Below are 12,674 nucleotides of genomic sequence, written 5' to 3' on the forward strand. Positions count from 1 at the left end.
GAAGACCAATTGGCGTTTTCAACGCGATGATTATGGATCCAGACTGAAGGTCATTCAGGCGAGACACATGGCGGCTAGGCTGTAATGAATGGCTGCAATGGAATGCATGTGACATGGGCAACCTCTCAGCACTACACACTCATACCCCCATATTGACGGTCAGCGATCCGCGCGGTTTGCCTGTCCGTTCAGTGTCTTTTCATCGCACGCGTGCCGACGAGTCCGTGACTGAACGGGTGGACCGCTCCGGCTATGATTCTGCGGGTCGGCTGACCCGGCGCTGGGATCCGCGGCTGTGGGACCGCGTGGGGCAAGATCCCGGCACGCCGAGCAACCTGAGTTTCATTTCGTCGCTGACGGCTCAGCCGTTGTTGAGTGAGCGTGTTGATGCCGGATGGGATGTGGCGTTCTTTGGCAGCGCGGGAGAGCGCCGTTGTCGCTGGGATGCCAGGGCGAATGTGCAGCGGTTCGAATTCGATTCGATGTTGCGTATCGGGGCTGTTTTTGATGGCGACGGCCTCCATGAGCGCTGCACTGAGCGTCTGGCATATGGTGGCGCCAACGACGCCTTCGCCAATCAATGCGGTCAGCTGATTCGTCACGACGATCGGGCGGGTTCGGTTTCCCACTCGGCGTTCAGTCTGACGGGAGAAGTGACGAAGCAGGTGCGTCGGTTTTTAGATGATCTTGAGGTGCCCGACTGGCCGGTCTTGGTCTCTGAGCGAGATGCCGTGCTGGAGCCGGGTGAAGGTGCTAAATCCATCTGGCGTTTCGGACCGTTGGGCGATGCACTCGACCAGACCGATGCTATGGGCAATGTTCAGGCATTTGCGTACACCGTGGCGGGGCAGCTCACGTCCACAGCTTTGCAGTTGCGAGGACAGTCTCCGCAAACTCTGGTCAGCGATATCGCCTACGACGCGCAAGGTCGCATCACATCGGAAACCGCTGGTAACGGCGTTATTACGGCGCTCGATTACGATCCCGTCGATGGCCGCTTGATCAGGTTGCGCGCTGACAACGGCCGTCTTCAGGATCTGAATTACGCCTACGACCCGGTGGGCAATGTCTTGCAAATAGAAGACCTGGCGCAACCCGTTCGCTACTTCGCCAATCAGCAGGTCGAACCGTTGCGCACGTTTGCCTATGACACGTTGTATCAACTGATCGAGGCCACGGGGTATGAGGCGAAAACGATGAATCGTGGTCCTGCCAACGACGCGTTTCGCACGTTCATTCAGGCTGACGAACTCGGCAGCTATACCCAGCGTTATGAATACGACGCGGCTGGCAATCTGCAAACGCTGACTCATACAGGGGCTCAAGGCTTCACCCGACGGTTTGCGACGGCAAGCACGAGCAATCGCAGCGTGCTGCAGACAGCCGATCAGCCGCCGAGCGAAGAACAGATCAACGCGAGTTTCGACCTGAACGGTAATCTGCGAGCACTGCAGGCGGGTCAGGATCTGGCCTGGAACATCCGTAACCAGTTGAGTGAAGTCACACCAGTGGTGCGAGAGTCCGGGATCAATGACAGTGAAGTTTATCGCTACGACGCGGCGGGCCTGCGTGTGCGTAAAGTCAGGACCACCCAGGCCAAAATCGTCACCCACCTTAACGAAGTGCGTTACTTGCCTGGCCTGGAGATCCGCACGAACACGGCGACGGGCGAAGTGCTGCATGTCATCACTGCCACCGCGGGCCGAAGCGATGTGCGCGTGTTGCACTGGCAAGCCGGAAAGCCGGAGACCCTCGAAAACGATCAGGTCCGCTACAGCCTTTGTGACCACCTGGGCTCCAGCACACTGGAGCTGAGCGCGGACGCGCAATTGATCAGTCAGGAAATCTATTACCCGTATGGCGAGACGGCCTGGTTTGCCGGACGTGGCGACGTTGAGGTCAGCTACAAGACGTTGCGCTACTCAGGCAAGGAACGGGATGCGACGGGGCTTTATTACTATGGACTGAGGTATTACGCGCCGTGGTTGATGCGGTGGATAAACCCGGATCCGGCGAGAGAAAGAGGTGGACTCAATCTGTTCTGCTTTTGCCTCAATTCACCCATTCGATATCACGACAATGAAGGTGCTGCACCCACTGACGTACCTATCACGATTACGGTGGCAAAGGGGATGGGAGACTACGACGCAGTGCAGCTTACTAAGATGAGAAAAGTGATCAAGCTCTCCAGGAAAATAGTGAAAGGTACGCGTAGACAGCTTCTCAAGAAGGGGGAGTCGAGTGACGGTGTGAACGAAGCGTTTGATGCGACGTTCGGCAATTTGCCGTCGGGAGTGAGAGCTGAAACGGTTACGGCTGTCGCGGAGGCGTTTAAAGATCAGGAGCGCATTTTGAAGTCTTTCGGTAAACCAGAGGGTTTGGAAATCGAACTATTTGACGGTCCATTGGCAAGGCTAGGGGCGACCTCTTTTTCAGGTGAATTTGAGGATGAGGTTGAAAAGATACGAATATCAAAACATCACCTGGAAAATGACCATGCGTTGAACGTAGCTGCGACGCTGATCCATGAAACCTCCCATGCTGCCTCTTTTACGGTGGATACTCATTACTACCAGATCCCGCTTCTTGCCAAGGAGGCCACTGCGGATCACGTTGGGCAGTGGTCCGCGCATTTGAGACGGCAATTGAAGAAGGTCTCCCGGCGAGGTCCTCGTGAGGCACCCGATGATGCAGGCGATTACGCAACTGCCATGGAGGGGTTGGGTCCGGGTTTAACTGACCCTGATTTGCGCAAAGAAGCATTCAAGAACGATCCACGCATCAGAGCGTCCCTGTTGCAGATGAATGCAGATACCTTCGCCACATTGGCCATGGCAACAAAATTGCCGAAAAAGTGGATGTCTTCACGAGCCCGGCGATCAGGGCAAAGTGGAGCTACCTGAGCACCGATAACCAATGGCTCAGATGGGCTCATAAAAAAGCCCCCGACCGTTCTCTGCGGATGGGGAGTACGCAGAGAGCGGGCGGGGGCACGACAACCGGTTGTTGCTGGCTGTTATTCCAGATCGATCAACGTGCGATGGTCTGGGTTCTCACGCCGGCTTCGATGGCCGGTGTCGAGCGACCGTAGACGTCTTCGAAACGCTCGATGTCGTCTTCGCCCAGGTAGCTGCCCGACTGGACTTCGATGATTTCCAGCGGGATCTTGCCTGGGTTGCGCAGGCGGTGGACCGAGGCGATCGGGATGTAGGTCGACTGGTTTTCAGTCAGCAGGAACACGTTCTCGTCGCAGGTGACCTGAGCGGTGCCCGATACCACGATCCAGTGTTCGGCGCGGTGGTGATGCATCTGCAGCGACAGGCTGGCGCCCGGCTTGACCGAAATGCGCTTGACCTGGAAGCGGCCACCCATGTCCACGGAGTCGTACGAGCCCCATGGGCGATAGACTTCGAGGTGGTTCTGGGTTTCGGTGCGGCCTTGCTCGTTGAGCGTGTTGACCATCTGCTTGACGCCCTGAACCTTGTCCTTGTGGGCGATCATCATGGCGTCCTTGGTTTCGACGACCACGATGTTGTCCAGACCGATGACAGTGACCAGCTTGCCGTTGCCCTGAACCATGCAGTTGCGGCTGTCCTGGATAACCACGTCGCCTTTGGTGACGTTGCCGTTTGCGTCCTTGTCATGCACATCCCACAGCGAGGACCAGCAACCCACGTCGCTCCAGCCTGCATCCAGCGGCACCACACAAGCGCGTTGGGTTTTTTCCATGACGGCGTAGTCGATGGAGTTGTCCGGGCAGCAGGCGAAGCTGGCTTGATCCAGTTCGATGTTGTCGCCGTCGTGCTTGCTGCGCTCAAGGGTCAGCAGGCAGTTGTCATAGATGTCCGGATCGTGCTTTTTCAGCTCTTCCAGGTAACGGCTGGCACGGAACAGGAACATGCCGCTGTTCCAGTAGTAACCGCCCGCCTCGACGAATTCGATGGCGCGCTGCTCGTCAGGCTTCTCGACGAACTGGGCCACGCGGCTCACGCCTTCAGGCAGCAGGGCATCGGCGGTGGACTTGATGTAGCCGTAACCGGTTTCCGGCTTGGTGGCCGGGACGCCGAACAGCACCATTTCGCCACGCTCGGCCGCGACGGTGGCCAGCGCGAGTGCGCGTTGCAGGGCTTTCTGGTCGTCGATCACGTGGTCGGCCGGCAGCACCAGCATCAGTTCATCGCGACCTTCGTTGGCCAGCATCATGGCGGTGATGGCGACTGCAGGCGCGGTATTGCGACCGAACGGTTCCATGATCACCGCCTGAGTGTCCAGGCCGAGTGCGCCGAGCTGTTCGCCGACGATGAAACGGTGGTCCTTGTTGCACACCACGATCGGGTGCTGCATGCCGTCGAACACCAGGCGCTCGAGGGTCTGCTGGAACAGGGTGTGTTCGCCGGTCAATGCCAGGAACTGTTTTGGAAACTGTTTACGCGAAAGAGGCCAGAGTCGGGAACCGCTGCCACCTGACAAGATCACTGGAATCATTTTAATTCTCCAAATAGCAATAGCGTTCGAATGGGCTATACGTCGGTTGTTCTGTCGTTTCGTCTGTCTTGTTCTTGTACCGCTGCGGTCGGCGCCCTCGTGGTGTGCTTGCTCCGCATCACCCGGCGCCATCCGCGAAATTCTGTAGGCGCGCGCTTGCCCGCGATTGCGATCTTGCTACGACAGGGTGGTCGTCTGACCCACCGCTGTTCGCGGGCAAGCGCGCTCCTACGGCCTTCGGCCAGAATCAACAGCCGAAGGCGAGGTTTCATCCCTTACTGAGTCGACGTCGGGCGCTTGACCCAGACTGGCGACAGGTTGCTGCCATTGCCGGTGATGTAGAGCACAGCGGCTTCGCCACGCTCCAGGGCAACCGGCTTCAGGTCGCTGACTTTCTTGTCGCCGTCGAACAGCGCGAAGCTGACTTTGACCGGATTGATTTCACGCTCGCCCGTGCCCTTGGCGGAGACGGCTTTGACCACGTCGGTCTTGCCGTCGGCGGTCTTGAGGGTCAGTGGCTTGTCGCTCAGGTTCTGCACGCGCACCAGCGACTTCTGCTTGTTCTTGAACGGTGGCTCTTCAACCAGTTGCGGCGCACCCGAAGTGTTGTTGACGATGGTGTAGTAATGGTCGCTCGCCAACTTTACCGGCAGGGTGTTGCTGCCGATCTTGGCGCTGTAGTCGCCCTGTGGCATGAAGCTGAAATCGCTGCTGGCCAGAGGGCCGATTTCGTTGAGGCTGGTGTTGCCGACGCTGGCGCTGACTTCGGCGTTGCTGGCGTTGTACACACGCACGAAGGTCGAGCCTTTCGGTGCGGTCGGGCCGTACAGGGCAGCGTCGCCACCGGCGAATGCCGAGAGGGAGACGAAGCCCAGGCTGGCGGCCAGGACGCAGGTTTTCAGCAGGCCGGTCTTGGTCGAACGGGTAGGCATACGAGTTGGGTTCTGCAAGGTCATTTTGAGTAGTCCTCTCAGTTTTGCGCCCGGTTGGGCGTCTCGGAAGGGGTGTTGGAGCCAGAAATACTGGCGGTCTGAGCCAGATTTTGTTGAGGGTCACGAGCCTTTTTGAGTTCGGCGATCCACTGCGGGTCGAACTCGGTCAGGTCGTTGTGAGCGGGCAGGTAGCGCTCCGGGAACTCCCAGATGAGCACCTGCGGCGGGCTGCTCTTGAAGGCGTCGGTCTGCAGATACTTGAGCATCGGCAGGATCGGGCCATGGCCGTCTTCGGCGTAATTCACGACATCGCTGTGCAGGGCCTGTTTCAGGGCGCCCGCGAAGTTCCAGTTGGGGTTGGCGCTGTAGCTGGTGCCCACCAGACCGACCGCCACCGAGTTGTCGGCAAACAGCGCGTCGCCGCTTTCACCTTCTGCCTGCGCCGGGTTGGTGCTGCGTTGCTGCAGGTCATCCGGTTTTGGCAACAGGTTGCTGAACAACGGGTCCAGCGGCAGGAAGTTGGTCAGGTCACCCTTGTACGGCGCGCTGGACTTGGCTTCGGTGACGAAGGTTTGTGGATCGCCGCTCAACGGTGTCTCTTTGGCGATCACTTCACCCAGTTGTTGCGCGACCACTTCGGCGCCCATCGGCGTCCAGTGGGTATCGGTGCGCAGGAACACCTGGCCTTTGTTCTTGGCGTTTTGCAGCGGTGCCAGCAGGTCAGGCGCAACGATGCCGGCCTGGCTCACTTTCGCGTGGAACTGTTGATACAGGTCGGTGTGCAGTGCGGCCGGTTTGTCGTCGCCAACGTGCTCCGGGTACAGACGGGTCTTGGCCGGAACAATCGCCAGCACCAGTTGCGTGCCCTGTTTCTTCAAGGTGTCGCGCACGCCTTCGATGATCGCCAGGTTGTCAGCTTCGTTCTGCTCGCCGTTGGCCACCGCGTCGAACTCTTCGTCGGTGTATAGCCACTGATCCTTGCCCAGGATCACGCCAGGACGGCCTTCATTAAAGACCTTGTAGTCCAGCGCGGCCCAGAGGTTGGTGCCCAGACGCTTGATCGGGAATTCCTCGTCGTAGTGGGTTTCCACAGCCTTGGTCCAGTGACCGTTAAGCACCGTGGTTTCCTTCGAGGTTGAGAAACCGATAAAGCTGCGCAGCGACCACAGGCCCAGTACCAGCAGAATGGCCAGGAACAGGAAGGTGTAGAGGAAACGTAATGAACGGGTCATGTCAGGCTCCTCAGAACTGGAAGTACAGGAACGGCGAGAAACTGGCCGCCGAGAGTTTGAGAATCGAGGCTACGAACATCAGCAGGATCAGGGCGCGCATGACGTAGCGCGACCAGTCGGCGGTCCAGTAGGCAGGCTGAACCTGCGCTTCGGTGCCCACGATGTAACCCGGTTGATGAATGCTGCCCGGCGTGTCGCCCGGCACCGCTTTGATCAGGCCTGGTTGCGCGGTGGCAGGACCGTCGGCTTGAACAGGTGCGTCACTGGTTGGTTTTGCGGGTGTGCGGTTCTTGTAGAAGTCGCGCAGGCCGAAGAACGCCAGGGTGATGTAGGCCACGATCAGCGTCGCCACCTGCAAGCCGGTGAGGCTGGCGCGGTTGAGGTCGGACAGTTGCCACTCGCTGAAGCTGAACATCGCGCCGTACATACGGGCGGCGACGTGCAGGTTTTCTGCGCGGAAGATCACCCAGCCCATCACCACCAGCAAGAAGGTGAAGGCCCAGCGAACGACGTTGAAGGTGCGTGCGTTGGTGTTCAGGCCCAGGGCTTTTTCGATCGCCAGCCACACACCGTGCCAGGCACCCCAGACGATGTATGTGATGTTGGCGCCGTGCCACAGACCACCCAACAGCATGGTCAGGAACAGGTTGCGGTAGGTCGCGACCTTGCCGCCACGGTTGCCGCCCAACGTGATGTACAGGTAGTCACGCAGCCAGGTGGACAGGCTGATGTGCCAGCGTCGCCAGAACTCGGTGATCGACTGGCTGACGTAAGGCTGTTTGAAGTTTTCCATGAAGCGGAAACCCATCATCAGGCCTAGGCCGATGGCCATGTCGCTGTAACCGGAAAAGTCGAAGTACAGCTGCGCGGTATACGCCAGGGCGCCGAGCCAGGCGTCGCCCGTGGTCGGATGTTGCAGGGCGAAGCAGTGATCGGCGACCACCGCCAGGGTGTCGGCGATGAAGACCTTCTTGATGAAACCCTGCATGAACCGCGTGCAGCCTTCGGAGAACTTGTCCAGCGTGTGGGTGCGGTTGTTGAACTGGTCCACCAGGTCGCGAAAGCGCAGTACCGGACCTGCGATGAGGTGCGGGAAGATCGCCACGAACGCTGCAAAGTCAATGAGGTTGCGCGTTGCCGGCGTGTCGCCACGGTAGACGTCGATGATGTAGCTGATGGACTCGAAGATGTAGAACGAGATCCCGATCGGCAACAGCACGTGGGTCAGGATGAACGGCTCAAGACCAATAGAGGTCATCATCGCGTTGATGCTGTCCACGCCGAAGTTGGCGTATTTGAAATAACCCAGGATGCACAGATCGACTGCCACACCGAGCAGCAGCCAGCGCTGGGCGGGTTTGGTCCTGACTCCGGCAGCGCCCACGCGCAGGCCGATCCAGTAGTTCCACAGCGTCACACCTGCGAACAGTGCCAGGAAGTCCACTCGCCACCACGCATAGAACACGTAGCTGGCGACCAGCAGCAGCAGGTTGCGATAGCGTTGCCCGCTCAGGTAGTACAAGCCGAGAAACACCGGCAAGAACAGGAACAGGAACACGTTGGATGAGAAAACCATCCTTATCTCTCCATTTGTCCAACATCAAGGGCCGAAGCCCCCCCAAACCCCCCCATGAAAAATGGAGGGGTGAAACATGAATGCGCCTACAGGTTGGATCGTTCCCACGCACCGCGTGGGAATGCATCTCTCGGCGCTCCGCGCCATTCAACGGCGACGCAGAGCGTCAGAGGATGCGTGCCCACGCGGAGCGTGGGAACGATCAAGGTTGTCGCGTTCAAGAACCGCCTTTCTCACCCTTCTCATGACTCGGGTCATAGGTCCGGGTGATGTCACCACCGAGGCGGAAGTTCTTGAACGGCTGCATCTTGTGCTTCTTGTCCAAGGTGTCCGGGCCGCAGTCGTAGAGTGAGCAGTACGGTTCCAGCCAGGCGAATTTCATGTCTTTCTTCAGGTCCGTCATGTCCTGCTTCTGACCATCCTTGGCCTGGAATTCGTCGCCGGAATCCTTGACGCCAGCCAGCACCCGATCACCCAGACGCTTCAGCGCGCCGTTGTTTTCAGGACGCAGATCGACCCCGTTGGCCTGGGCGAAACTGGCGATCATCGCCAGCGGCGGCAGCGCGTAGTTGTGGTATGCCAGCGCGCGCTGTTTGCGCTTGAGCTCGTTAGGCAGGAAGCCTTGCGGGTCGACCTGGTTGGCGGCGATCTTGAATTCCTTGACCGACCAGTCGAACAAATCCTTGCGGTTGGTTGCCACGGCGGTGGACATCACCGACCAGGCTGCCCAGTACGAGTGGTTGTTGGTCTTGTCGAGCGGCAGGTTGTCCCAGTCGCTGACCACCTGATCAGCCAGCTTGCTGAACCAGGCCTCGATCACTTGCGCGTCTTGCTGACGGGTCGCCAGTGGATGCGACTCGGAGAACTTCAGGCGCAGGTACGAAGACGACATGCTGCCCAGTGCCCATTTACGCATCGACTTGCCGGTGTGGTTGAAGTCTTTGGACTCCAGCGCATCGGCCTTGGCCCATGTGGTCAACATGTTGAGCGCGCAGTCCAGTTGCTCGGGGCGACCGTCGCGCATGTACTGCATCACCACTTTGCTGGTGTTGCGTTCCATGGTGGTGATGTCTTTGGTGGAGTCGCGGAAGGCTTTTTCCGAGACTTCGTTCAGCGTGGAGCGAGCCTTGTCCGAGCCTTCGTACTTGCTGCGAAATTGCAGCGAGCCGGTATACGGCTGCGGAGTGGCCTCACAGCTGAATTTGCCTTCGCCGCTTTTGAATTTCTCGACGCCTTCGTAGTAGCCCTGCGGCGGCACGAGGGTCGACGCAGCGCTGGCGGTGGTGGCGAACGTCGCGCCGGACAGTACGGCCAGCGAGAGAAGGGTTGGGAGCATCAGTTTTGGAGTGTGCATAAGAGCCTCATAACCCGGCTTGCGCGGTTTGATGCGCGACATTCGGGAACACGTTGCGTTTGCATACTTTCGCTTCGACCTGCTGTGGCGCAGCGCCCGCTTCGGGACCCTGCACTTCCAGTGCGAGCAATTGCTGGTCAGCCCAGTCCTTGTCGTCGCGCAGTTCGAAGGAGAAGCGCCCGTCGGTTTCAGATGTTTCAGGTTTTTCGATCTTCAGGTCTTCGTGGCGGCCGTTCATGTACCAGAGGCGCGCCTGAAGGGTTTTCACCGAGGTGTCGGCGAACTTGATGTCGATCTGATTACTGCCGTTGCGCACATCCTTAATGCCGTTTTTGCCGTTGACCAACAGCTCGTTGGTGCCTGGCTTGAGCGTGGTGCTGGTGGACATCAGCGCCGGTTTGCCCTCACAACCGTTGTCCAGCAGCGACATCATCTGGCGATAGATGGTCTCCTGGTCCAGGCGGTACAGAGGCGAGAATTCCCAGATGAGAATTTTCGGTGGGTGTTTCTGGAAGTCATCGCTGCCCAGGTACTGCAGCATCGAACCTTCAAGGCCGCCGCCGGGGAAGGCGACGTTCAGCACATCAGCACCGATGTACTCCTGCAAAAAGCCGGCGAAGTTGTAGTTCTTGCCGCTGTGACTGGTACCGACCAGGGTGATTTCCGGGTTGCCGGAGTCGCCGAACAGATCGCCATCGCCCGCTTCGCCTTTCGGTTCGGTTTCGAACTGATCCATGTACTGGATCGCGTAGCTGGTGCCGCACAATTGACCGGCCATGTTATGCAGAGTGCCCTTCTTGCCCATGCGACCTGACAGATGGGTCTCGAACTCACGTCTTGGAACGTCGGCGAAGGCCGGCATTTTCTTCACCGATTCGGCGACGATTTTTGCCGTGCGCTGGGCGCCGTATGGTGTCCAGTGCTGGTCGCCACGGAAGTAGAAATCGTGCGCCTGTTGCTCGTTGGTCAACGGCGACAGGTCCGGCACGGTGTAGCCCATTTTGGCGAAGCGACCAAGCATCGCCTGGTAGTTACGCAGCGCCGTGTTGTAGTCGAACTTGTCGCGTTCGGCCGGGAACAGTTTGTTGCGATCCACCAGACCCCGGGTCGGCTGATACACCACGACCAGTTCTACACCTTTGCTTTTGAAGGCGTCATGCAGCTGTTGCATGCGACGGTAGCCTTCAGGCGTGGTGTCGAACTCGGTGCGCAGGTCTTCGCGGGTCCGGAACAGCCAGTCGCCCTGAGCCTGGACCAGCGTGGTGAAATTCTGCTGATAGCGAGTGACGTAGTTTTTCTCGTCATGCGCTTCAGGGCACAGGCTGCAGCAAGGCTCTGCGGTGAAGCTGGGCGCTGTGGTGTCGGCGGCATACGCAGCGTTGCTGGCAGCGAACAGTGCAGCGGTCAGGCCCGAGAGGCTGAGCAATTTGATCAAGTGTGCGTGCATAGAAATAGCTTCCTCAGTCCCGGAGTTGTTTCTGGCTTTCGACCGGGTCGATCAACACGGCTTTCTGTTGGCGGACCAGCAGATCAAGGATTTCTTCCTGACGGTCGCCCAGTATTCCGTTGAAGCTGATCCCGCTGGATTTGGTCGGTGCGAGCATCGACACCTTGTACAGCTCGACGCTGAGCGGCGAATCGATGGACAGCGGGCCAGACCCGTTGGAGGTCAGTTCGCCGCCGACCATGATCAACGACACCTCGGCGTCGAACGGGTCGAGCTTGATGTCGCGGTCGGTGTCGGAGAGGTCCTTGATGTGGCCGTAGACGCCCATCAGGCCGTTACCGATGGCCAGGTTCTCGTACAGCTTGATGTTGGTGCTGTTGCGGACCCGGATGCCGTGACGTTTGTTGGCGAACACGCGGTTGCCCCACAGCAGATTGTCGGCACTTTCATACAGCGTGATGCCGTCGGTGTGGTTGCGGTAGATCTGGTTGTACGCCACCAGATTGTTCACGCTGTTACGGTCAAGCACGATGCCGGAGAGGTGGTTTTCGTAGCTCTTGTTGTTGATGATGAAGCTGTCGTTCACCTCACGGGAAATAATGATCCCGTGCTTCTTCTTGGTCCCGTAAACAGTGTTCTCGGCGATGATCAGGCCGTGGGAACGGTCGTGCGGGTCGATGCCGTAGACGATGTTGTCGTGGTAGGTATTGCCCTTGACCACGAAGTCACGGGTTTCATAGCAGTAGTAGCCGTACCACATGTCCGAGAACTCGGAATTGACGATCCAGCCGGTCGGGTCCGGGCGGTTCATCTGCGCCTTCATGTTCGGGGTGTATTGCGAAATGCTCAGACCGTACGACTTGCTGTTGTTGTAACCCAGGCTCGCCACTTTGGTGTTGAACATGTAGGTCTGGGTACCGCCCCAGGACAGCAGGAACGGACGGAATTCCTTCGGCGCCTTGAACGTCGACGGGCCGTTGGCTTTCTCGCTCCAGCCGGTCAGTTTCGTGTCCATCACGAACAACTGGTTGTCGTTCACCAGAAACGCACCGGCCTCCTGCGACAGGCGCAGTTCGCTGGTTTTCTTGTCGATTTCCAGGATGCCTTTCTTGCCGACCACAATCGGCAGACGCGCCAGAAAGACGCCTGGCGAGGTTTCGCTCAGGTACTGTTTAGGCACCTTTTTCGCGAGTTCCTGAAGGTTCATGTAACCGTCGTCGACGAAGATCGCCTGCGGGATGCCGTGCTGACGGGCCACCCATTCGGACATCTTGTTATCGCCGCCGATGAACTCCTTCAGCGCGTCTTCCTGCATCATGCGACGAATCGAAACCTTCGCCGCCTTGCTGCGCACGATCTTCTTCTGCATGGCCTGTTGGGTATAGCCCGAGAGGTCTGGCAGTTTGGGTTTGTCCATCATCAGCGGGCCGGTTGGCGGGCTGGAGATGGTGTACGTTTTCGCCTGATGCAGACCTTTGACCACTTCTTCACCGGCGGCCGGTTGCGCGGCGGCAGCGGGTGCTACTGGCGCGGTGCTGGCCATGGCCGCAGTGCTTGCCAGCAGTAAGGCGCTGCTGAGTACTGCGCTTTCCAGCAGCGCGTGGGGCCATGCCCGGTGACGCACACTGTTTGCTTGGCTGTTCATCTC

Annotated in this window: 8 protein-coding genes; 1 reads left to right on the plus strand and 7 read right to left on the minus strand. The window is 58.8% G+C overall.

All coding sequences use genetic code 11. The features are described from left to right. The first annotated feature begins 113 nt into the window (after positions 1-113). Positions 114-2,903 carry an RHS repeat domain-containing protein gene (locus AB4N84_RS15300; RefSeq protein WP_460042096.1) on the plus strand — a complete coding sequence of 930 codons (2,790 nt, stop codon included), beginning with the start codon at positions 114-116 and terminating at the stop codon, positions 2,901-2,903. Positions 2,904-3,030: 127 nt separating this feature from the next. Here AB4N84_RS15300 and AB4N84_RS15305 read toward each other — a convergent pair whose 3' ends face one another. The 7 genes from AB4N84_RS15305 to algG form a co-directional block, all read right to left on the minus strand. Continuing rightward, the gene (locus AB4N84_RS15305) at positions 3,031-4,485 is read right to left on the minus strand and encodes a mannose-1-phosphate guanylyltransferase/mannose-6-phosphate isomerase (RefSeq protein ID WP_460042097.1); all 1,455 of its coding nucleotides are present in this window, start codon (positions 4,483-4,485) and stop codon (positions 3,031-3,033) included. A gap of 275 nt (positions 4,486-4,760) precedes the next feature. Then, positions 4,761-5,417, minus strand: a complete 657-nt coding sequence (locus AB4N84_RS15310; RefSeq protein WP_074753955.1) for an alginate O-acetyltransferase AlgF — start codon at positions 5,415-5,417, stop codon at positions 4,761-4,763. Positions 5,418-5,455: 38 nt separating this feature from the next. Beyond that, positions 5,456-6,649, minus strand: coding sequence for an alginate O-acetyltransferase (locus AB4N84_RS15315; RefSeq protein ID WP_460042099.1), 1,194 nt, complete (start codon positions 6,647-6,649; stop codon positions 5,456-5,458). Between the two features lie 10 nt (positions 6,650-6,659). After that, a complete protein-coding gene (locus tag AB4N84_RS15320; RefSeq protein WP_074753702.1) occupies positions 6,660-8,225 on the minus strand; it encodes an MBOAT family O-acyltransferase in 1,566 nt (521 codons plus the stop codon). 217 nt (positions 8,226-8,442) lie between these two features. Then, positions 8,443-9,579: a mannuronate-specific alginate lyase gene (locus AB4N84_RS15325; RefSeq protein ID WP_460042100.1), complete on the minus strand. Its 1,137-nt coding sequence runs from the start codon at positions 9,577-9,579 to the stop codon at positions 8,443-8,445. Between the two features lie 7 nt (positions 9,580-9,586). Continuing rightward, positions 9,587-11,026 carry an alginate O-acetyltransferase gene (locus tag AB4N84_RS15330; RefSeq protein ID WP_460042102.1) on the minus strand — a complete coding sequence of 480 codons (1,440 nt, stop codon included), beginning with the start codon at positions 11,024-11,026 and terminating at the stop codon, positions 9,587-9,589. Between the two features lie 13 nt (positions 11,027-11,039). Further along, positions 11,040-12,671: a mannuronan 5-epimerase AlgG gene (gene algG / locus AB4N84_RS15335; RefSeq protein WP_460042103.1), complete on the minus strand. Its 1,632-nt coding sequence runs from the start codon at positions 12,669-12,671 to the stop codon at positions 11,040-11,042. Positions 12,672-12,674 lie beyond the last annotated feature (3 nt).

The sequence above is a fragment of the Pseudomonas sp. S2_H01 genome (assembly GCF_054668305.1).

Coding starts and splice junctions, on each gene's coding strand:
- AB4N84_RS15300 (WP_460042096.1), top strand. CDS start 114: ATGGGCAACCTCTCAGCACTACACACTCATACCCCCATATTGACGGTC.
- AB4N84_RS15305 (WP_460042097.1), bottom strand. CDS start 4,485: ATGATTCCAGTGATCTTGTCAGGTGGCAGCGGTTCCCGACTCTGGCCT.
- AB4N84_RS15310 (WP_074753955.1), bottom strand. CDS start 5,417: ATGCCTACCCGTTCGACCAAGACCGGCCTGCTGAAAACCTGCGTCCTG.
- AB4N84_RS15315 (WP_460042099.1), bottom strand. CDS start 6,649: ATGACCCGTTCATTACGTTTCCTCTACACCTTCCTGTTCCTGGCCATT.
- AB4N84_RS15320 (WP_074753702.1), bottom strand. CDS start 8,225: ATGGTTTTCTCATCCAACGTGTTCCTGTTCCTGTTCTTGCCGGTGTTT.
- AB4N84_RS15325 (WP_460042100.1), bottom strand. CDS start 9,579: ATGCACACTCCAAAACTGATGCTCCCAACCCTTCTCTCGCTGGCCGTA.
- AB4N84_RS15330 (WP_460042102.1), bottom strand. CDS start 11,026: ATGCACGCACACTTGATCAAATTGCTCAGCCTCTCGGGCCTGACCGCT.
- algG (WP_460042103.1), bottom strand. CDS start 12,671: ATGAACAGCCAAGCAAACAGTGTGCGTCACCGGGCATGGCCCCACGCG.